The 20,058-nt window shown below is 73.0% G+C and carries 14 protein-coding genes; 6 read left to right on the forward strand and 8 right to left on the reverse strand.

Features of this window, described 5'->3' with window-relative positions; genetic code table 11:
- Window positions 1–25 precede the first annotated feature (25 nt).
- The 5 genes from aceE to ACIP5O_RS25080 all read right to left on the reverse strand — a co-directional run bounded on the left by aceE (window position 26) and on the right by ACIP5O_RS25080 (window position 8,925).
- On the reverse strand, window positions 26–2,740 hold the full coding sequence (gene aceE, locus ACIP5O_RS25060) for a pyruvate dehydrogenase (acetyl-transferring), homodimeric type (protein WP_401296858.1): 2,715 nt from the start codon (window positions 2,738–2,740) through the stop codon (window positions 26–28).
- A 347-nt stretch (window positions 2,741–3,087) separates the two neighbouring features.
- On the reverse strand, window positions 3,088–3,711 hold the full coding sequence (locus ACIP5O_RS25065; RefSeq protein ID WP_125667234.1) for a GntR family transcriptional regulator: 624 nt from the start codon (window positions 3,709–3,711) through the stop codon (window positions 3,088–3,090).
- Between the two features lie 130 nt (window positions 3,712–3,841).
- Entirely contained in the window at window positions 3,842–5,698 is a 1,857-nt protein-coding gene (gene sucB / locus ACIP5O_RS25070) for a 2-oxoglutarate dehydrogenase, E2 component, dihydrolipoamide succinyltransferase (protein ID WP_401296860.1), read from the reverse strand.
- A 62-nt stretch (window positions 5,699–5,760) separates the two neighbouring features.
- Entirely contained in the window at window positions 5,761–7,149 is a 1,389-nt protein-coding gene (gene lpdA, locus ACIP5O_RS25075) for a dihydrolipoyl dehydrogenase (protein WP_401296862.1), read from the reverse strand.
- Window positions 7,150–7,416: 267 nt separating this feature from the next.
- The gene (locus ACIP5O_RS25080; RefSeq protein WP_401296864.1) at window positions 7,417–8,925 is read right to left on the reverse strand and encodes a leucyl aminopeptidase; all 1,509 of its coding nucleotides are present in this window, start codon (window positions 8,923–8,925) and stop codon (window positions 7,417–7,419) included.
- A 316-nt stretch (window positions 8,926–9,241) separates the two neighbouring features.
- On the opposite strand from ACIP5O_RS25080, the gene ACIP5O_RS25085 reads away from it, so the two are divergent.
- The 5 genes from ACIP5O_RS25085 to ACIP5O_RS25105 all read left to right on the forward strand — a co-directional run bounded on the left by ACIP5O_RS25085 (window position 9,242) and on the right by ACIP5O_RS25105 (window position 15,894).
- On the forward strand, window positions 9,242–11,365 hold the full coding sequence (locus ACIP5O_RS25085; RefSeq protein ID WP_401296865.1) for a hypothetical protein: 2,124 nt from the start codon (window positions 9,242–9,244) through the stop codon (window positions 11,363–11,365).
- 27 nt (window positions 11,366–11,392) lie between these two features.
- A complete protein-coding gene (gene pelF / locus ACIP5O_RS25090; protein WP_401296867.1) occupies window positions 11,393–12,916 on the forward strand; it encodes a GT4 family glycosyltransferase PelF in 1,524 nt (507 codons plus the stop codon).
- On the forward strand, window positions 12,913–14,373 hold the full coding sequence (locus tag ACIP5O_RS25095; protein ID WP_401296869.1) for a hypothetical protein: 1,461 nt from the start codon (window positions 12,913–12,915) through the stop codon (window positions 14,371–14,373). Before pelF ends, ACIP5O_RS25095 begins: the two co-directional genes overlap by 4 nt.
- Window positions 14,374–14,479: 106 nt before the next feature.
- Complete coding sequence (locus ACIP5O_RS25100) at window positions 14,480–15,100, forward strand: spherulation-specific family 4 protein (protein ID WP_401296871.1); 621 nt, start codon at window positions 14,480–14,482, stop codon at window positions 15,098–15,100.
- A complete protein-coding gene (locus ACIP5O_RS25105; protein WP_401296873.1) occupies window positions 15,097–15,894 on the forward strand; it encodes an endo alpha-1,4 polygalactosaminidase in 798 nt (265 codons plus the stop codon). The genes ACIP5O_RS25100 and ACIP5O_RS25105 overlap by 4 nt, the downstream gene beginning before the upstream one ends.
- Before the next feature lie 26 nt (window positions 15,895–15,920).
- Here ACIP5O_RS25105 and ACIP5O_RS25110 read toward each other — a convergent pair whose 3' ends face one another.
- Window positions 15,921–16,727 carry an adenosylcobinamide-GDP ribazoletransferase gene (locus ACIP5O_RS25110; RefSeq protein ID WP_401296875.1) on the reverse strand — a complete coding sequence of 269 codons (807 nt, stop codon included), beginning with the start codon at window positions 16,725–16,727 and terminating at the stop codon, window positions 15,921–15,923.
- A gap of 25 nt (window positions 16,728–16,752) precedes the next feature.
- Here ACIP5O_RS25110 and ACIP5O_RS25115 point away from each other — a divergent pair, with 25 nt between their 5' ends.
- The gene (locus tag ACIP5O_RS25115) at window positions 16,753–17,517 is read left to right on the forward strand and encodes a hypothetical protein (protein WP_401296877.1); all 765 of its coding nucleotides are present in this window, start codon (window positions 16,753–16,755) and stop codon (window positions 17,515–17,517) included.
- Here the strand turns inward: ACIP5O_RS25115 and ACIP5O_RS25120 are convergent.
- Entirely contained in the window at window positions 17,457–18,200 is a 744-nt protein-coding gene (locus ACIP5O_RS25120) for a hypothetical protein (RefSeq protein ID WP_401296879.1), read from the reverse strand. The two genes, ACIP5O_RS25115 and ACIP5O_RS25120, sit on opposite strands and share 61 nt — an antisense overlap.
- On the reverse strand, window positions 18,197–19,960 hold the full coding sequence (locus ACIP5O_RS25125; protein WP_401296881.1) for a phosphatidylglycerol lysyltransferase domain-containing protein: 1,764 nt from the start codon (window positions 19,958–19,960) through the stop codon (window positions 18,197–18,199). The genes ACIP5O_RS25120 and ACIP5O_RS25125 overlap by 4 nt, the downstream gene beginning before the upstream one ends.
- Between the last annotated feature and the right edge of the window lie 98 nt (window positions 19,961–20,058).

Below are 20,058 nucleotides of genomic sequence, written 5' to 3' on the forward strand. Positions count from 1 at the left end.
CCCGCCCCGCGGAACGGAAGGACCCTTACAGGCCGTAGCGCTCGCGCGCCTCCTTCACGGCCGACGCCTGCACCTCGCCGCGCCGCGCGAGCTGCGCGAGCGCCGCGACGACGATCGACTGCGCGTCGACGCCGAAGTGGCGGCGGGCCGCGTCGCGGGTGTCCGAGAGGCCGAAGCCGTCGGCGCCCAGCGAGGACCAGTCCTGCTCGACCCACTGCGCGATCTGGTCCGGGACCTGGCGCATGTAGTCGGAGACCGCGAGCACCGGGCCCTCGGCGCCCGCCAGGGCCTCGCGGACGTACGGGATCCGCTCCTCGCCGCGCAGCAGCGCCGCGTCCGCCTCCAGGGCGTCGCGCCGCAGCTCCGTCCAGGAGGTCGCGGACCACACGTCGGCGGCCACGCCCCACTCGGCGGCGAGCAGCTTCTGTGCCTCCAGGGCCCAGTGGATGGCCGTGCCGGAGGAGAGGAGCTGGATGCGGGAGGGGTTCGCGGGGAGGTCGACCCCGGCGGACTCGGCCGTGTTGAAGCGGTACAGGCCCTTGACGATGCCCTCGTCGATCCCGGCCGGCTTGGCGGGCTGCGGCATCGGCTCGTTGTAGACCGTGAGGTAGTAGAAGACGTCCCGGTCCTCGCCCTCGGCGGCCTCGCCGTACATCCGGCGCAGACCCTCCTTGACGATGGCCGCGACCTCGTAGGCGAACGCCGGGTCGTACGTCAGGGCCGCCGGGTTGGTGGCCGCGATCACCGGCGAGTGGCCGTCGGCGTGCTGGAGGCCCTCGCCGGTCAGGGTGGTGCGGCCGGCGGTCGCGCCGACGAGGAAGCCGCGGCCGAGCTGGTCGCCGAGCTGCCACATCTGGTCGGCGGTCCGCTGCCAGCCGAACATCGAGTAGAAGATGTAGAACGGGATCATCGCCTCGCCGTGCGTGGAGTACGCGGTGGAAGCGGCGATGAAGTCGGCCATCGAACCGGCCTCGGTGATCCCCTCGTTGAGGATCTGGCCGTTCTTGGCCTCCTTGTAGTACATCAGCTGGTCGCGGTCGACCGGCTCGTACGTCTGGCCCTTCGGCGAGTAGATGCCGAGGGACGGGAAGAGGCTCTCCATGCCGAAGGTGCGGGCCTCGTCCGGGACGATCGGGACCCAGCGCCTGCCGGTCTCCTTGTCGCGGATCAGGTCCTTGATCAGGCGGACGAACGCCATCGTCGTGGCCATCGACTGCTTGCCGGAGCCCTTGTCGAAGACGGTGAACGCCTTCTCGGCCGGGGCCGGCAGCGGGGCCAGCGGGTGCACGCGGCGGGCCGGGGCCGGACCGCCGAGCGCCGCGCGGCGCTCCTGGAGGTAGCGGACCTCGGGGGAGTCGGCGCCGGGGTGGCCGTAGGGCACCTGGCCGTCGGTGAACCGCGCGTCCGGGATCGGGAGCCCGAGGAGGTCCCGCATGTTCTTGAACTCGTCGGTGGAGAGCTTCTTCATCTGGTGGTTCGCGTTCTTCGACGCGAAGCCCTCACCGAGGGTGAAGCCCTTGACGGTCTGCGCGAGGATGACCGTCGGCGCGCCCTTGAACTCCAGGGCGGCCTTGTACGCGGCGTACACCTTGCGCGGCTCGTGACCGCCGCGGGAGAGGTGGAAGCACTCCAGGATCTTGTCGTCGCTCAGCAGCTTCGCCATCTCGACGAGCGCCGGCTCCTTGCCGAAGAAGTCCTCGCGGATGTAGGCGGCGTCGCGGGTCTGGTACGTCTGGACCTGCGCGTCCGGCACCTCGCGGAGGCGGCGGACCAGGGCGCCGGTGGTGTCGAGCGCGAACAGCTCGTCCCAGGCGTTGCCCCACAGCGACTTCACGACGTTCCAGCCGGCGCCGCGGAACTGGGCCTCCAGCTCCTGCACGATCTTGAAGTTGGCGCGGACCGGGCCGTCGAGGCGCTGCAGGTTGCAGTTGATGACGAAGGTCAGGTTGTCCAGGCCCTCGCGGGCCGCGAGCGCGAGGGCCGCGGTCGACTCGGGCTCGTCCATCTCGCCGTCGCCGAGGAACGCCCACACGTGCGAGGCGGAGACGTCCTTGATGGCGCGGTTGGTCAGGTAGCGGTTGAAGCGCGCCTGGTAGATCGCGGAGAGCGGGCCCAGACCCATGGAGACGGTCGGGAACTCCCACAGCCAGGGGAGGCGGCGCGGGTGCGGGTAGGAGGGCAGGCCGTTGCCGCCGGACTCCTGCCTGAAGTTGTCGAGGTGCGCCTCGTTGAGGCGTCCGTCGAGGAAGGCGCGGGCGTAGATGCCGGGGGAGGCGTGGCCCTGGATGTAGAGCTGGTCGCCGGAGCCGGGGGCGTCCTGCGACTCCTTGCCCTTGAAGAAGTGGTTGAAGCCCGTCTCGTACAGCCAGGCCGCGGAGGCGAAGGTGGCGATGTGGCCGCCGACGCCGTACTTGGAGCCGCGGGAGACCATCGCGGCCGCGTTCCAGCGGTTCCACGCGGTGATCTTCCGCTCCATCTCCTCGTCGCCGCCGAACTCGGTGACCGAGGGCTCGGCGGAGGTGGGGATGGTGTTGACGTAGTCCGTCTCCAGGAGCTTGGGGAGGGCGAGGCCCGCGCTCTCGGCGTGCTGGAGCGTGCGGCGCATCAGGTAGGCGGCCCGGTGCGGGCCGGCGGCCTTGGTGACGGCGTCCAGGGAGGCCGCCCACTCGGCGGTCTCCTCGGTGTCACGGTCCGGGAGCTGGTCGAGCTCGCTCGGAATCTTGCCTACGGGATCGGTCATGATCGCCGCCTTCCGGACAGGTGGGGGTGGAGATGGGGCCCTTGTCTGGCAGGACAGGGCGAAGGGCCGGGTGTGGCCCGCCGAAGACTGTAAACCGGCGATCGATGATCGATCAAAGGGTTGAAGGTGAAAACCTCTTCGGATCGAGAAAGTCGGCACAGGGTGCCGCGAAAAGGGGCACCCGGTGCCTTGTTTTCGCAGGTGGGAGCGGTTTTCTGAGGGGGCGCGCGCACGGATGAGCGGGCGTGCGGGCACGGACGAGCGGGTGTGCGGGCACGGACGAGGGGGTGTACGGGCACGAAGAAGCGGGCCCCCGAAGGGACCCGCTCAGAGGGAGGGAGGCGGCGTCAGGCGCGCGGTGCGCAGCCCAGGACGTGCGCCTTCACCAGGGCGCCGATGTTCGGGTCGCCCCGCCGGAAGGCCTCCACCAGGTCCTGGTGCTCCTCCGCGTACGACTTCTGGACCGTGCCCAGCCAGCGGATCGAGAGCGCCGTGAAGACCTCGATGCCGAGCGTCTCCCAGGTGTGCAGCAGCACGGCGTTCCCCGCGGCCTTCACCAGCTCCCGGTGGAAGGCCACCGTGTGCCGCACCTGCGCCGTCCCGTCCGAGGCCGCGTCCGCCTCGTACAGGGCCGCCACGTGCGGCTCCAGGGCCGAGCAGTCCGCCGAGAGGCGTCCGGCCGCCAGCTCGGCCGCGATCTGCTCCAGACCGGCCCGTACGGGGTAGCTCTCCTCCAGGTCGGCCGCGGTGAGGTTGCGGACCCGGACGCCCTTGTTGGGCGCCGACTCGATCAGCCGCAGCGACTCCAGCTCGCGCAGCGCCTCGCGGACCGGGGTCTGGCTGACCTCCAGCTCGGTCGCGATCCGGCGCTCCACGATCCGCTCGCCCGGCTTCCAGCGGCCGCTGACGATCCCCTCCACGATGTGCTCGCGGATCTGTTCGCGCAGCGAGTGGACGACGGGGACGGTCATGAAGGGCTCCTCGGGGAGTGTTGACCCTTAGACAATACGGCGGCGCCCCCGTCCGGAAACACTTCCGGACGGGGGCGCCGCAGGTGAGGCTCGTTACGTTGCGGTCGGGCCGGAGCCCGCCCGCACGCGACTACAGGCCGAGGTCGACCTCGAACTCGCCGGCCTCCAGGATCGCCTTGACGGCCGTCAGGTAGCGGGCGGCGTCGGCGCCGTCCACCAGACGGTGGTCGTAGGACAGCGCGACGTACGTCATGTCGCGGATCGCGATCGTCTCGCCCAGGTCCGGGTGGTCGATCACGACCGGACGGCGCACGGTGGCGCCGATGCCCAGGATGGCGACCTGGTTCGGGGGCACGATGATCGTGTCGAACAGCGCGCCGCGCGAACCGGTGTTGGAGATGGTGAAGGTCGCGCCGGCCAGGTCGTCCGGCGTGATCTTGCTGGCGCGCACAGCGCCGGCCAGCTCCGCGGTCTTCTTCGAGATGCCGGCGATGTTGAGGTCGCCCGCACCCTTGATGACCGGGGTCATCAGACCCTTCTCGGAGTCCACCGCGATACCGATGTTCTCGGTGTCGAAGTAGGTGATCGTGCCCTCGTCCTCGTTGATCCGGGCGTTGATGACCGGGTGGGCCTTCAGCGCCTGGGCCGCCGCCTTCACGAAGAACGGCATCGGGGAGAGCTTGACGCCCTCACGGGCGGCGAAGGCGTCCTTGGCGCGGGCGCGCAGCTTCATCAGCTTGGTGATGTCGACCTCGACGACCGAGGTCAGCTGGGCCTGGCCGTGCAGCGCCTTCATCATGTTGTCGCCGATGACCTTGCGCATGCGGGTCATCTTGACGGTCTGGCCGCGCAGCGGAGAGGTCTCCGGCGCGGGGGCCTTCGGCGCGGCGGCGGCGGCCGGGGCGGCGGCCGGAGCCTGGGCGGCCTTCTTGGCCTCGGCGGCCGCGAGGACGTCCTGCTTGCGGATGCGGCCGCCGACGCCGGAGCCCTGGACGGAGCCCAGGTCGACACCGTTCTCGGTGGCGAGCTTGCGGACCAGCGGGGTCACGTACGCGCCATCCTCAGACGAGGCAGACGACGCAGCGGGAGCCGCGGGGGCCGGGGTGGACGGGACCGGGGTGACCACGGCCGGGGCGAGGGACGGCGCGGCCTGGGCCGGAGCGGCCGGAGCCGGAGCCTGGGCGGCCGGAGCCGGAGCCGGAGCCGGGGCCTGGGCGGCCGGAGCCGGGGCCTGGGCCGGAGCGGCCGAGGCGGGCGCCGGGGCGGCCGGAGCCGCGGGGGCCTCCTCCTGCTTCGGGGCCGGAGCGGCCTCGGGAGCCGGGGCCTCCTGCGCCGGGGCGGCGGCCGGAGCCGAGCCCGCGGCGCCGATGACGGCCAGCTTGGCGCCGACCTCGGCGGTCTCGTCCTCGTTGACGACGATCTCCAGGAGGACACCGGAGGCCGGGGCCGGGATCTCGGTGTCGACCTTGTCCGTGGAGACCTCCAGCAGCGGCTCGTCGGCCTCGACGGTCTCGCCGACCGACTTCAGCCAGCGGGTCACGGTGCCCTCGGTGACGGACTCGCCCAGGGCGGGCAGCACGACGTCGGTGCCCTCGGCGGAACCGCCACCGGAGGCGGCCTCGGCCGTCGGGGCCGGGGCGGGCTGCTCGGTCTCGGTGGACGGCTCGGCCTGCGGGGCCTCCGGAGCCGGGGCCTCCTGCGCCGGAGCGGACTCGGCGGCCGGGGCCTTGGCCTCGGCGGAGTCGCCGGAGCCGTCGTCGATGATGGCCAGCTCGGCGCCGACCTCGACCGTCTCGTCCTCGGCGACCTTGATGGAGGCCAGGATGCCCGAGGCGGGGGCGGGGATCTCGGTGTCGACCTTGTCGGTCGAGACCTCGAGCAGCGGCTCGTCGGCCTCGACGCGCTCGCCCTCGGCCTTGAGCCAGCGGGTGACGGTGCCCTCGGTGACGCTCTCGCCGAGCGCCGGCAGGGTTACGGAAACCGACATGGTTTCAGTTGCTCCTAACGAATTGCGGAAAGTGGTCGTCGCGCCCTGTGATGACGTGAGCGTCAGTCGTGGGAGTGCAGCGGCTTGCCGGCCAGGGCCAGGTGGGCCTCGCCGAGCGCCTCGTTCTGCGTCGGGTGGGCGTGGATGAGCTGCGCGACCTCGGCCGGCAGCGCCTCCCAGTTGTAGATCAGCTGCGCTTCGCCGACCTGCTCGCCCATGCGGTCACCGACCATGTGGACGCCGACCACGGCACCGTCCTTGACCTGGACGAGCTTGATCTCGCCCGCGGTCTTCAGGATCTTGCTCTTGCCGTTGCCCGCGAGGTTGTACTTCAGGGCCACGACCTTGTCCGCGCCGTAGATCTCCTTGGCCTTGGCCTCGGTGATGCCGACGGAGGCGACCTCGGGGTGGCAGTACGTCACCCGCGGCACGCCGTCGTAGTCGATCGGGACGGTCTTCAGACCGGCCAGGCGCTCGGCGACGAGGATGCCCTCGGCGAAGCCGACGTGCGCGAGCTGGAGGGTCGGGACGAGGTCGCCCACGGCCGAGATCGTCTCCACGTTGGTGCGCATGTACTCGTCGACCAGGACGTAGCCGCGGTCCATCGCGACGCCCTGCTCCTCGTAGCCCAGACCGGCGGAGACCGGGCCGCGGCCGATGGCGACCAGGAGGACCTCGGCCTCGAAGGTCTTGCCGTCGGCCAGGGTGACCTTCACGCCGTTGTCGGTGTACTCGGCGGACTGGAAGAAGGTGCCGAGGTTGAACTTGATGCCGCGCTTGCGGAACGCGCGCTCAAGAAGCTTCGAGCTGTTCTCGTCCTCGACCGGCACCAGGTGCTTCATGCCCTCGATGACGGTGACGTCGGTGCCGAAGGACTTCCACGCCGAGGCGAACTCGACGCCGATGACGCCGCCGCCCAGGATGATCGCGGACTCCGGGACCCGGTCCAGGGTCAGCGCGTGGTCCGAGGTGATGATCCGGTTGCCGTCGATCTCCAGGCCCGGCAGCGACTTCGGCACGGAGCCCGTGGCGAGGAGGACGTGGCGTCCCTGGACGCGGCGGCCGTCCACGTCGACGGAGGTCGGGGAGGAGAGGTGACCCGTGCCCTCGATGTAGGTCACCTTGCGGGAGGCGACGAGACCCTGCAGACCCTTGTAGAGGCCCGCGATCACGTCGTCCTTGTACTTGTGCACGCCCTTGATGTCGATGCCCTCGAAGGAGGCCTTGACACCGAACTGCTCCGCCTCGCGCGCCTGGTCGGCGACCTCGCCGGCGTGGAGCAGGGCCTTCGTCGGGATGCAGCCGTTGTGCAGGCAGGTGCCGCCGAGCTTGTTCTTCTCGATCAGTGCGACGTCCAGGCCCAGCTGCGCTCCGCGCAGCGCCGCGGCGTAACCGCCGCTACCGCCGCCGAGGATCACTAGGTCGAAAACGGTGCTGGCGTCGTTCGCCACGTCACGTCCTCCATGCATGTGCGCTCGTCGCCGGTCGTCCATGACCGGGCGGCGGCTGGTGTTCGGCCGCTATATTTTCGGCCCTGTGATGGGGGCCCTGTCCTGCCGAGAACCCATCTTCGCACTTGTTGGCGGACGGCGGGACGCGGGGCCGTTCTCCGAGACGGCCGATCGACCGTACGGAGGGTTCCGGGCGGGCGGGAACGCGACGGGACGGCCCCGGGCACGCAGCCCGGGGCCGTCCCGTCACGCGGGGTCACACGGTGCTCAGAGCTCGCCCTCGGCGGCCCGCTCGGCCAGGCGCACCAGGGTGCGGACCGAGGAGCCGGTACCGCCCTTGGGGGTGTAGCCGTACGGGGCGCCCTCGTGGAAGGCCGGGCCCGCGATGTCCAGGTGGGCCCAGGCGATGCCCTCGCCCACGAACTCCTGGAGGAAGAGGCCGGCGACCAGGCCGCCGCCCATCCGCTCGCCCATGTTCGCGATGTCGGCGGTGGGGGAGTCCATGCCCTTGCGCAGGTCCGCCGGGAGCGGCATCGGCCAGGACGCCTCGCCGACCTCCTCCGCGATCTCGTGGATCGTGGAGCGGAACTCGTCGTCGTTGGCCATGATGCCGAAGGTGCGGCTGCCGAGCGCCATCATCATCGCGCCGGTCAGGGTCGCCACGTCGACGATCGCGTCCGGGTTCTCCTCGGAGGCGCGGGTCAGCGCGTCGGCCAGGACGAGACGGCCCTCGGCGTCGGTGTTCAGGACCTCGACCGTCTTGCCGCTGTACATGCGCAGCACGTCGCCCGGGCGGGTGGCGGAGCCGGACGGCATGTTCTCGGCGAGCGCCAGCCAGCCGGTGACGTTGGCCTCCAGGCCGAGGCGGGCCGCGGCGACGACGGTGGAGAACACGGCGGCGGCGCCGCTCATGTCGCACTTCATCGTCTCGTTGTGGCCGGCCGGCTTCAGGGAGATGCCGCCCGAGTCGTAGGTGATGCCCTTGCCGACCAGGGCGAGGGTCTTCTCCGCCTTCGGGTGGGTGTAGGCGACGCGGACCAGGCGCGGCGGGTTCTCCGAGCCGGCGCCGACGCCGAGGATGCCGCCGTAGCCGCCCTTGGCGAGCGCCTTCTCGTCGAGGACCTGGACCTTGAGGCCGTGCTCCTTGCCGGCGGTCTGCACCGCGGCGGCGAAGGCGGCCGGGGTCAGGTCGTTCGGCGGGGTGTTGATCAGGTCGCGGGCGCGGTTGATCTCCTCCGCGACGGCCTGGGCGCGCTCGGCGGCCGCCTTGTGGGCCTTGTCGCGCGGCTTGGCGCCGAGCAGGGCGACCTCGGCGAGCGGCCCCTTCGCGTCCTTGCCGACCTCCTGGTACGCGGTGAAGGCGTACGCGCCGAGCAGGGCGCCCTCCGCGACGGCGGAGACGGCCTCGGCCTCGGCGACCGGCAGGGCGAACGCGGCCTTCTTCGTGCCGAAGAGGGCGCGGGCGGCGGTGCCGGCGGCGCGGCGCAGGGTCTCCGTGCCGAACGCCTCGCCGTCCGCGGGGGCACCGCCCAGGCCCACGGCCAGGACGACGGGGGCCTTGAGACCGGCGGGGGCGGGCAGCTTGGTCGCCTCACCCTCGGCACCCGAGGCGCCCAGGGTCTCCAGGACGGCGGCGAGCCGGCCTTCGAAGGCCTTGTCCACGGCCTCGGCGCCCGGAGCGACGATCAGCTCCTTCCCGGACTTGGCGACGCCGACCACGAGGGCGTCGGCGCGCAGCGTCGCCGCGCCGGCAGTGCTGAGAGTGAGAGCAGTCACGGTGGTGAATTCTCGCTTCCATTGAGTTCTGTGGCGGTCGAGGGATGGGCCGACCGTGCCCGCCGCATCGTATTTCGGCCCGGAGAGCGCCGGGAACGAGCCTACGCTCGCTCACCCGGTTCGCTCACGGCGGCGTTGATTCACTCATCCGTGGTGTCTCTTTCATGTTTACCGGCCAGGATCGGGCAGCTCCCTTCACACTCACCTCATTCACGCAAGGGCGACACCCTCGCCTTCGCGCCATCTGCAACATCTCCACAGGTTCGCCCGGTCCCGTCCCGGCCCGGCGCGGTCCTGCAGAGGGGGGAAACCACCGATGGACTCCGGCCGAATCCGTATGCCAGGAAACGCGTCCCGCACCGCCCCGGGCGCCCACGCCTCGCCCCGCACCGCCCGCACCGCGCCCCGCACGGTCCGGCTCGCGGCCCTCGCCGCCGCCGCGCTCGTCGCCACCGCCGTACCGTCCGCGCAGGCCGCCACCGCCCCGGCGCCCCGGATCGACCTCACCGTCCTCGTCGTCGACGACGGCGGCAGCGCGGTCGGGGCGATCACCGCCGAGCTGAAGGGCTCCGGCGTCCCGTACCGCCGGATCGACCTGAACGACCCGAACCGGCCGGTCGTGAACCAGGCCTTCCTCAGTGACACAGTCGACGGGCGGCCCCGCGCCAGGTACCAGGGCGTCGTCCTGCCCCACGAGACCGCCTTCGGCCCCGACTCCGCCGAGCAGACCGCCCTCCAGGCGTACGAGCGGACCTTCGGGATCCCGCAGGTCGACGCCTACACCTGGTCGCACCCGGGCGTCGGCCTCGACTACACCACCGAGGGCGGCCGCTCCGGCGTCCTGGACGGGGTCACCACCTCCGTCACCGCCGCGGGCAAGGCCGGCCCCTTCGGCTACCTGGCCGGATCGCTCACCTTCGAGGACAACGACCCGGCGGTCTCCGAGAGCTACGGCTACGCGGGCCGCCCCCGCGCCGGCTACACCAGCTACCTCGACGTGCCCGTCGACGGCGCGGGCGGCGGCCGGGCCAGCCTCGTCGGCGAGTACGCCGCCGACGGGCGCCGCGAGCTCGTCGTCACCTTCGCCTACAACCAGTACCAGCGGCAGTTCCGGGCCCTCGCCCGCGGCATCGTCGAGTGGCTCACCCAGGGGATCCACCTCGGCCGGAGCCGCAACTACCTCTCCGTCCACGTCGACGACGTCTTCGCCCCCGACGCCCGCTGGGACTCCGCGCGCGACTGCACCCCCGGCGACTTCGACTGCGCCGGCGACGACGGCGAGGGCGCGAACCCGATCCGCATGACCGTCGCGGACGCCCAGTACGCCGCCGCCTGGCAGAAGGCCTCCGGCTTCACCCTCGACATGGTCTACAACGGCGGCCAGGGCGAGCAGTGGAAGACCGAGCACGGCGGCGCCGACCCGCTCACCGACCGGCTCGTCGCCGACCGCGCCCAGTACCGCTGGATCAACCACACCTACACCCACCCCTTCCTCGGCTGCGTCCAGGACACCACCGTCGTGCCCTGGCGGTGCGCCGAGGACGCCAGGGGCGCCACCCTCTGGGTGAGCCGCGCCGAACTGTCCGCGCAGATCCGCGACAACCACGACTGGGCCGTCCGCAAGGGCATCGCGGTCGACCGCTCCGAACTCGTCACCGGCGAGCACTCCGGCCTGAAGACCCTGCCCCAGCAGCCCGTCGACAACCCGAACCTCGCCGGCGCCCTCGCCGACAACGGCGTGAAGTGGACCGCGAGCGACAACTCCCGCGAGCCGCAGCAGCGCGCGGTCGGGACCGCGACCGGCGCCGCGAAGACCGTCCCCCGGCACCCCATGAACGTGTACTACAACGTGGGCACCGCCGCCGAGATGGCCGACGAGTACAACTGGGTCTACACCGCCCGCGCCGACGGCGGCAGCGGCGTCTGCGAGTCCAACCCGGCCTCCACCTGCCTGCCCGCCCCGCTGCCCGTCGCCACCGGCTACGCCGACCACATCGTCCCGCAGGAGGCGCGCACCGCGCTCTCCCACGTCCTCGGCAACGACCCGCGCCCGCACTACGTGCACCAGTCCAACCTGGCCGAGGAGCGGCTCCTCTACCCCGTCCTCGACCGCGTACTGGCCGACTACCGGGGCCTGTTCGCGCCCTCCGCGCCGCTGGTGAACCCGGCCCAGCGGGACGTCGGCACCGAGCTGACCCGCCGCGCCGCCTGGGACCAGGCCCTCGCCGCCGGAAAGGTCACCGCCTACCGGATCGGCACCACCGTCACCGTCAAGGCCCCCTCCGGCGTCACCGCGCCCGTGACCGCCCCCGAGGGCACCCGCAAGAAGCTGCTCCTCGGCACCACCGCCTTCGGCACGGCCTACGCCGGCACCCGCTCCGCCTGGACCTCGCCCGAACTGCTCCAGAGCGCCGTCACCCTCACGATCCCGACCACCTGACCCAGCACGTTCCGGGGGGAACCGCACATGCCGAGCAGTGGCCGTCACGTCACCATGCTCACCGAAGGCACCTATCCGCACGTCCACGGCGGGGTCAGCACCTGGTGCGACCAACTCGTCCGGGGCATGCCCGAGGTGGACTTCGACGTCCTCGCCCTCACCGGCAGCGGACGGGAGCCCGTCACCTGGGACCTGCCGTCCAACGTCGTCCGGCACACCGCGTTCCCCCTCTGGGGCCCGGCGCCCGTCCGCGCGCGCCGGGCCCCCCGGGGAGGGGAGCGCCGCCGCTTCCTCGACACGTACGAACGGCTCCTGCTCTCCCTGCTCGACCCGGGGACCGGCTACGACTTCGGCACGAGCCTGTACGAACTGGCGGCGCTCGCCCGGCGGGGACGGCTGACCGCCGCACTCCGCTCCGAGGCCGCCCTGCGCTCCCTGATGTGGACGTGGAGCATGCCGCACCTGCCGACGCGCGCGGCCCGGCCCACCGTCCACGACGCCCTCACCGCCACCGACCTGCTCGAACACGCCCTGCGCCCGCTCGCCGCCCGGATATCCACCGGCGGTGTGGCGCACGCCGTCTCCAGCGGCCTCGCCACGCTGCCGGCCCTCGCCGCGCAGCACTTCGAAGGGGTCCCCTTCCTGCTGACCGAACACGGCATCTACCTCCGCGAGCGGTACCTCGGCTACCGCACCGACACCCAGCCCTGGCCCGTCAAGGCCCTGATGCTCGCCTTCTACCGCGAGCTCAACACCCTCGGCTACCGCAAGGCCGACCTCATCACCCCCTGCAACCAGTACAACCGGCGCTGGGAGGAGCGCGGCGGCGCCCCCGCCGACCGCATCCGCACCATCTACAACGGTGTCGACCCGGCCCTCTTCCCCGAGGCCGGCCCCGAGCCCGCCGTCCCCACCCTCAGCTGGTGCGGACGCGTCGACCCCATCAAGGACCTGGAGACCCTGATCCGGGCGTACGCGATCTGCCGCGCCGAACTCCCCGCGCTGCGACTGCGGTTGTTCGGCCCCGTGCCCGCCGGGAACGAGGACTACCGGACCCGCCTGGAGAAGCTCGCCGCCGAACTGGGCGTCACCGACGGCGTCTCCTTCGAGGGCCGCGTCTCCGACGTGCCCTCGGCCTACGCGGCCGGCAGCGTGGTCGTGCTCTCCTCCATCAGCGAGGGCTTCCCCTTCTCCCTCATCGAGGCCATGTCCTGCGGCCGCGCCACCGTCTCCACGGACGTCGGAGGGGTGCGGGAGGCCGTCGGCGACACCGGACTCGTCGTCCCGCCCCGCGAACCGGCCGTCATGGCCGCCGCCCTCTCCGCCCTCCTGCGCGACGGCGCCCGCCGCGCCGAACTCGGCCGCCTGGCCCGGCAGCGGGTCGTCGACCGCTTCACCCTGAACCGCTCGGTGGACGGCTTCCGCCGGATCTACCGCGAACTCGCGGGCGCGGACCCGTCCCCCCGCCCCGACCCGAAGCTCTGGACGGTCCGGCTCCCCGCCCTCCACCGCCCCCCGGCGGACCTCGTGGCGGGAGGCACCCCGGCATGAGCGGCTCCCTCTGGCTGAAACCCCCGAAGGAGGGGGCCACCCTCCCGGCGATCCCGAGGCCCCGCCGGGAGGAGGCGCCGAAGACCCCGCACGTGTCGAAGGACCCGGGCGCGGAGAGCGCCCCGGACCCGGACCTCGCCCCCGACCCCCTCGACGCGCTCGCCGAGCGGCTCGACGGGTTCGTCGCCGCCGCCGTGCACCCCGACGAGGTGGCCGCGCTCCTGGAGTCCGACGGCATGACCGACGACCACATCCGGCTCGCCTACGGCCGCACCGACTCCTTCGCCCTCGCCGAGGACCTCTACGCGCGCGTGGCCCGGCGCCACCCCGCGCCGCAGACGCCGCCCGCCGGGACCCGGTTCGACGGCCTCGCGCACTGCCTCCTGCGCGGACTCGTCTTCGCGCTGCCCGGACTCGCGTACGTCCTGGCCGCCCCGCTGCTCGCGGGGGAGCACGGCCGGTTCGGGCTGCCCGGCGGCACGGTCCCGCTGCTCGCCGGGGCCGTCACCGGCTGGGTCTGGAACCAGGCCCTGTCCCACCGCGCGTACACCTGGCTCGGCCTGGGCGACCGGTCCGCCGCCGCCCGCGCCCTGCTCGTCGGCGCGCCCCCGGGCGCCCTCGCCGGGACGGGCGTCGCCCTCGCCGTCGCCGCGCCCGGCGAGACCCCGGCCGCCGTCTTCGCCGCGGGCCAGGCCCTCTACCTCGCCGCCGCGACCGTCCTCCTGGTCCTCGGCCGCGAAAAGGCCCTGCTCGGCGCCCTGGTGCCGCTCGCCGGAGCCGTCCCCGCCTTCCGCTGGGACCTGCCCGACCCCCTGCGGATCGGCCTCCTCCTCGCCTCCCTCGCCGCGACCGGCGTCCTGGCCGCGCTCGCGCTCCGGCCGGGCCTCCGGCGGGCGGCGGCGGGACGCGGCGGACCCCCGCGCGCGGCCTCGCTCCCGTACGGCCTCTTCGGCCTCGGCAGCGGTCTGCTCGTCCTGCACGCGGGCACCGGCGCCACCCCGGTGAGCGGCGCGGGGGCCGTCGTCGCGCTCACCCTCTCCATGGGGCCCGCCGAATGGCTGCTGCACCGCTTCCGGGGCGAGAGCCTGACCCGGCTGCGGACCCTCACCACCGCCCGCGAGTTCCGGCGGGCGGTCACCGGCACCCTGGTCCTCTGCGTCGGTGGCTACCTCACCGTCCTCACCGCCCTCCTCCTCGCCGTGACCCTGCTCTGGCCGGGGGCGCCCCGGCCGACGCCCCCGGACCTGCTCGCCCTGCTCCTCGTCGGGACCGCGCTCTGGCTCGGACTGCTGCTCCAGGCCTTCGGCGCGGTGCTCGCCGCCGCCACCGTCTGCCTGCTCGCGGCGGCCGCGCAGACCGCGCTGCCCGCGGCGGGCCCGGCGGCGACCGGGGGAGCGGCGGCCGCGCTCGCCGTCCTCACCTGTGTTCTGCTGGTACGACCGACCGCCCACCGCTAGGGCCTGTCCGGCGGATCAGGGTCGGACAGGCCCTAGGGGTGTCTTGTCGGCCGGGCCGGACGCCGCGAGCCCGGCATGATCGACAAGACACCCCCTAAGGAACGCGATGACGACCCCGTCCCTCCTGGTGCCGTTCTACGAGCACCCGGCCGAACGCCCCGGCGCCTGGGCGGCGCTCGTCGGCGCGGCGCCCTCCCTGTACGGCGTCGTCCTCAATCCGGCGAGCGGCGCGGGCCCGGTCCCCGACCCGGCGTTCGCCGACGCCGCCGGGCGGCTGCGCGCGGCCGGCGTCCGGGTCCTCGGCTACGTGGACACGGCCTACGGGCGCCGCCCGCACGCCGAGGTCGTCGGCGAACTCCTGCGCCACCGCGACTGGTACGCCACCGACGGCGCCTTCCTGGACCAGGTGGCGACCGCGCCCGGCGCCCTCGCCCACTACCGCCGGATCGCGGTCGCCGCCCGGGCCGCCGGGGCCGCGACCCTGGTCTTCAACCACGGGGCCCACCCCGACCCCGGCTACGAGGCCCAGGCCGACCTGCTCGTCACCTTCGAGGGCCCCTGGGACACCTACCGCACCCTCGACCTGCCGGTCGCCGCCCACTACTGCCACCTGGTCTACGCCGCCCCCGCCGGGTTCCGCCCCGCCACCCCGGTGCACTGCGCGGTGCCCGGCGCGGGCGCGCACCCCTGGGGCACCCTCCCGCACCTCCCGGAGCCCGCCCGATGAGACGACTGCCGTTCCTGCTCGCGGGGCTGCTGCTCCTCGCGACCGCCTGCACGACGACGGCTCCCGACCCCGCCCCCGACGCCAAGCGGGCGGAGGAGCGCTGGCGGCCGAAGCCGGGCCTCGCCTGGCAGTGGCAGCTCAGCGGCCGGCTCGACCCGACGGTCGACGTCCCCGTGTACGACATCGACGGCTTCGACCATCCGGCGTCCGCCGTGAAGGACCTGCACGCCCGGGGCCGCAAGGTGATCTGCTACCTGTCCACCGGCGCCTGGGAGGACTTCCGCCCCGACGCCGACCGCTTCCCCAAGGCGGTGCTCGGCGGGGGCAACGGCTGGAAGGGCGAGCGCTGGCTCGACGTCCGCCGCACCGACGTCCTCGGCCCCCTGATGGCCGAGCGTCTCGACATGTGCCGCGACAAGGGCTTCGACGCCGTCGAGCCCGACAACATGGACGGCTACAAGAACCGCACCGGCTTCCCCCTCACCGCCGCCGACCAGCTCCGCTACAACCGCCTGATCGCCCGCCTCGCCCACGAGCGCGGCCTCGCGGTCGGCCTCAAGAACGACCTCGACCAGATCCCCGAACTCCTCCCGGAATTCGACTTCGCGGTCAACGAGCAGTGCGCCGAGTACGAGGAGTGCGACCGGCTCACCCCGTTCGTGCGGGCCGGGAAGGCGGTCTTCCACGTCGAGTACGAGCTGACGACGGACCGGTTCTGCCCGCGGTCCCGCAGGCTCGGCCTCAGCTCCATGCTCAAGAAGTACGAGCTCGGGGTCTGGCGCGAGGCCTGCTGAGCCCCGCGGCCCCCGCCTCGGCCCGGTCAGCCCAGCGTCAGCGCCATCAGGGCCGCCGTCGCCGCCGCCTCCTCCACCGCGCCGAACACGTCGCCCGTCACCCCGCCGAAGCGGCGCACGCACCGGCGGAGCAGCAGCGCCGCCGCGCCCAGGGCGGCGCCGGCCGCCAGGACGTTGCGGACCGCGTCGTACGGCGAGAGCAGCAGGCCCGCCCCGGCGGCCAGGACCAGGAAGGCGGCCGTCACCAGGGTCGCGGAGCGGACCGGGACCGTCGCGGCGACGATCGCGCCGAGCCCCTCGGGGCGGGCCGCCGGGACGCCGTGGCGGGAGGCGTGGGTGAGGGCGAGGCGGGCGGCGGCGGCGGCGAGGACGGCGGCGGCGGCGCCGTGCGCCCAGCCCTCCCCGTACAGGTGGAAGAGCGCGGCGACCTGAGCGAACAGGACGAGGACCACGGCGATCACGCCGAACGGGCCGATGTCCGACTGCTTCATGATGCGCAGCGCGTCCTCGGCCGGCTTGGCGCTGCCGAGGCCGTCGGCGGTGTCCGCGAGGCCGTCGAGGTGGAGGCCCCGGGTGAGGACGGCGGGGACGGCGGCGGTGACGACGGCCGCGAGCAGCGGACCCGAGCCGAGCAGCAGGAAGGCCGTGCCGAGCGCGGCGGAGGCCAGGCCGACGGTCAGCCCGGCGAGCGGGGCGCAGAGCATGCCGGCGCGCGCCGCGTCCCGGTCCCAGCGGGTGATGCGGGCGGGGAACACCGTGAGGGTGCCGAAGGCGAAACGCAGGCCGTCCATCCGGGCAGGGTAATCGTCGGTTCCGGACGGTAGATTGCGCATAACGCGCATTTCGGAAGGGGGTGGCATGGGTCACTGGTTCTCGCGGAACATCCTCGAACCGGGGAAGCTCCCGCTGCTCCTCGCCCTGACCTCATTTGTCGTGACGTTCCTGGTCACCCGGACCGTCACCCGCCTCATCAGGGCGGGGAAGGGCCCGTTCGGGAACGTCTCCTCGGGCGGGCTCCACATCCATCACGTCGTGCCCGGCGTGGTCCTCTCCGTGGTCGGCGGCTTCGGCGCGGTGGGCAGCGGCCGGCACGGCGTCGGCGCGGCCGTCTTCGCCGTCGTCTTCGGGATCGGCGCGGGCCTCGTCCTGGACGAGTTCGCGCTGATCCTCCACCTCGACGACGTGTACTGGAGCGAGGACGGCCGCAAGAGCGTCGAGGTGGTCGTGCTCACCGCGGCCCTGGTCATGCTCGCCCTGAGCGGCTTCTCGCCGCTCGGCGTGAACGACGTGTCCGAGGACGAGCGCCAGGACCGGGCGACCTTCATCGTCACGATCGTGCTCAACTTCCTCTTCATCCTGGTCAGTCTGGTGAAGGGGAAGTTCCGGATGGCCGTGATGGGGGTCTTCGTGCCCTTCGTGGCGATCGTCGGCGCGGTCCGGCTCGCCCGCCCCGGCTCCTGGTGGTCCAAGCGCCTCTACCGCCGCCGCCACCGGGCCAGGGCCCGCTCCCGGCTCCGCACGTACCGCCACGACCGGCGCTGGACCAAGGTCCGCCGCCGCTTTCAGGACCTGATCGGCGGCTTCCAGGAGCGCGTCTCGGGGCCCGGCTCGGCCCCGCCCTGACGCCGCTCGCGCCGGGCCAGGACCGCGATCAGGACGAGGACGGCGGCGATGGCCGCCAGGTGCTCCTTGCCCGCCAGGTTCGGCTTGACCACGACCTCCACGACCATCGCGAGGACGACCAGGCCGCCGGTCCAGCGGGCGCGGTGACGCCAGCAGACGTAGACGGCGAGGCCCACGACGGCCGCCGACGGGCCGGTGTCGACCACCAGCGCGTCGGAGGCCGACAGGCCGAAGGGGCTGTCCGGGCCGATCGCGATGCCCACGCGCGCGTAGAGCGTGCCGGCCAGCGTCGCCAGATAGGCGACGGCGAGCGTCCGCCACCGGCCGAGGCAGATCTCGGCGATCCCGAACACGAGCAGCACCTGCGCGAGGGCGCCCCAGACGGGCAGGTCGAGCGCGGGCACGAAGAGCGAGAGGGGGGTGCGGAGCAGCGCGAGCCAGAGCGGGTCCTGGGCCCGGACGAAGCCGATGTCGTGGACCGGCCCGTAACCCCAGTCCTGGTTCTGCACGAGCTGGAACAGGGCCGTGAGGCAGACCGCCGCCAGCGTCATCGGTATCGCCCGCCACCTCTTCGTGACGAGCGCCGTCCGCACGGTGGAGAACAGCGGCCCCCACTCGCGGCGGGCGAACCGCCGGACGCCGGCTCCCCGGCCTCCCCCGCCTCCCCGGGAGGACCCGCTCAACGCCCGCCCTCCAGGTGCCTGCGGTGCAGCCACTTCGGCAGCCCCGGGGCCTCCAGGAACCCTTCGGCCCGCCCGGCGGCCAGGCCGATGCGCAACAGGTCGGCGCTCTTCTCGAAGAGCATGAATCGGGGCTCCCAGATCGGTCGGTACTTGGCGTTGGCGCGGTACAGCGACTCGATCTGCCACCACCGGGAGAAGAAGCTGAGCAGCGAACGCCACATCCGCAGCACCGGCCCCGCCCCGAGCTTCGAGCCGCGTTCGAAGACGGAGCGGAACATCGCGAAGTTCAGCGAGACCTGAGTGATCCCGATCTCCCCGGCGCGCTGGAGGAGTTCGATGACCATGAACTCCATCAGGCCGTTCTCGGCCTCCCGGTCGCGGCGCATCAGGTCGAGCGAGAGGCCCCGCGGCCCCCACGGCACGAAGGAGAGCAGGGCCCGCAGCTCGCCCTGTCCGTCGGTGCACTCCAGCATCACGCAGCGGCCGTCCCCGGGGTCGCCGAGCCGGCCGAGCGCCATCGAGAAGCCGCGCTCGGTCGCCCCGTCCCGCCAGTCGTCCGCCTTGCGCACCAGCGCGGCCATCTCCTCGGCGGGGACGTCCTCGTGGCGCCGGATCCGGACCTCGTACCCGGCCCGCTTGACCCGGTTGAAGGCCTGCCGGACCGTCCGCATGGCCCGCCCGTCGAGGGTGAACTCGCCGGTCTCCACGATGGCCTCGTCGCCCAGCTCCAGGGCGTCCAGGCCGTGCCGGGCGTAGATCACCCCGGCCTCCTCGCTCGCGCCCATCACCGCCGGGATCCAGCCGTGCTCGCGCGCCTCGGCCAGCCAGGGTTCGATGGCGCCCGGCCAGGCCTCGGGGTCCCCGATCGGATCGCCGGAGGCCAGCGAGACCCCGCCGACCACCCGGTAGGCGACGGCCGCCTTCTCGCTCGGCGACCACACCACGCTCTTCTCGCGGCGCAGCGCGAAGTAGCCGAGCGAGTCGCGGTCCCCGTACTTGTCGAGCAGGGTCCGCAGCCGCCTCTCGTCCTCCTCGGTCAGCGGGTCGACGGCCCGGCGGGAGCGGAAGGCGGCGAAGAGCACCGCGAACAGCAGCAGCGTGGACAGGACGTTGATGGTGACGTCCACCCAGCCGGGGGTGTCGATCCCGGTGAAGCGCGAGTCGTCGGAGGCCAGCGTGACCAGGCGCATCAGGCCGTAGCGCCAGCGGTCCAGGAAGGTGGAGTGGCCGGAGGAGGTGTTGGTGACGGTCACCAGGACGGCGGCGAGCAGCGAGGTGACGAGCAGTCCGCCGACCGCCACGGCCGCGGCGAGCAGCGGGTTGGAGCGGTCGCCCTTCGCGTAGAACTCCTTGCGGCCGAGCAGCAGCGCGAGCACGAACGCGGCGGTCAGGACCAGCGAGACCCAGTTCTGGGCGTGCTGCCGGATCTCCGGGAAGAGCATCACCAGGGCGAAGAGCAGCAGGAAGAGCCCGCCGAGCACCAGGTTGAGGATCCACGCCGCCCGCTTGCGGCGGCGCATGGTGATCGCCAGGAAGAGGGTGAGGACCCCCGAGGCGAAACCGGCCGTGAGCAGGTACGGGGTGAAGTAGTCGTCCTCGTTGTGCCGGCGCAGGTCCTGTCCGAACGAGACCCAGACGGCACCCAGGAAATTGATGAACGTGACGACGCGCAGGTACCAGACGGCGAACGCGGCGCTGCGCCGCGAACGGGCGGTGGTGCCCCGGGGCGTTCCTTCGGCGGACAAACGGACCTCTCCCATGAAAAGCGATCATATGGGGCGCCGCTTGCCGTGCGGCGACGCCGGAGGCGGCCGCACGCGCGTCGCGTACGGCCGCCCCGGAGACGATCTGAATCCGC

Origin of the sequence: Streptomyces sp. NPDC088915 (assembly GCF_044749825.1) — a bacterium.
Lineage (GTDB): Bacteria > Actinomycetota > Actinomycetes > Streptomycetales > Streptomycetaceae > Streptomyces.

Coding starts and splice junctions, on each gene's coding strand:
- ACIP5O_RS25115 (WP_401296877.1), top strand. CDS start 16,753: ATGGGTCACTGGTTCTCGCGGAACATCCTCGAACCGGGGAAGCTCCCG.
- pelF (WP_401296867.1), top strand. CDS start 11,393: ATGCCGAGCAGTGGCCGTCACGTCACCATGCTCACCGAAGGCACCTAT.
- ACIP5O_RS25110 (WP_401296875.1), bottom strand. CDS start 16,727: ATGCGCAATCTACCGTCCGGAACCGACGATTACCCTGCCCGGATGGAC.
- ACIP5O_RS25065 (WP_125667234.1), bottom strand. CDS start 3,711: ATGACCGTCCCCGTCGTCCACTCGCTGCGCGAACAGATCCGCGAGCAC.
- sucB (WP_401296860.1), bottom strand. CDS start 5,698: ATGTCGGTTTCCGTAACCCTGCCGGCGCTCGGCGAGAGCGTCACCGAG.
- ACIP5O_RS25095 (WP_401296869.1), top strand. CDS start 12,913: ATGAGCGGCTCCCTCTGGCTGAAACCCCCGAAGGAGGGGGCCACCCTC.
- ACIP5O_RS25085 (WP_401296865.1), top strand. CDS start 9,242: ATGGACTCCGGCCGAATCCGTATGCCAGGAAACGCGTCCCGCACCGCC.
- ACIP5O_RS25105 (WP_401296873.1), top strand. CDS start 15,097: ATGAGACGACTGCCGTTCCTGCTCGCGGGGCTGCTGCTCCTCGCGACC.
- ACIP5O_RS25100 (WP_401296871.1), top strand. CDS start 14,480: ATGACGACCCCGTCCCTCCTGGTGCCGTTCTACGAGCACCCGGCCGAA.
- aceE (WP_401296858.1), bottom strand. CDS start 2,740: ATGACCGATCCCGTAGGCAAGATTCCGAGCGAGCTCGACCAGCTCCCG.
- ACIP5O_RS25125 (WP_401296881.1), bottom strand. CDS start 19,960: ATGGGAGAGGTCCGTTTGTCCGCCGAAGGAACGCCCCGGGGCACCACC.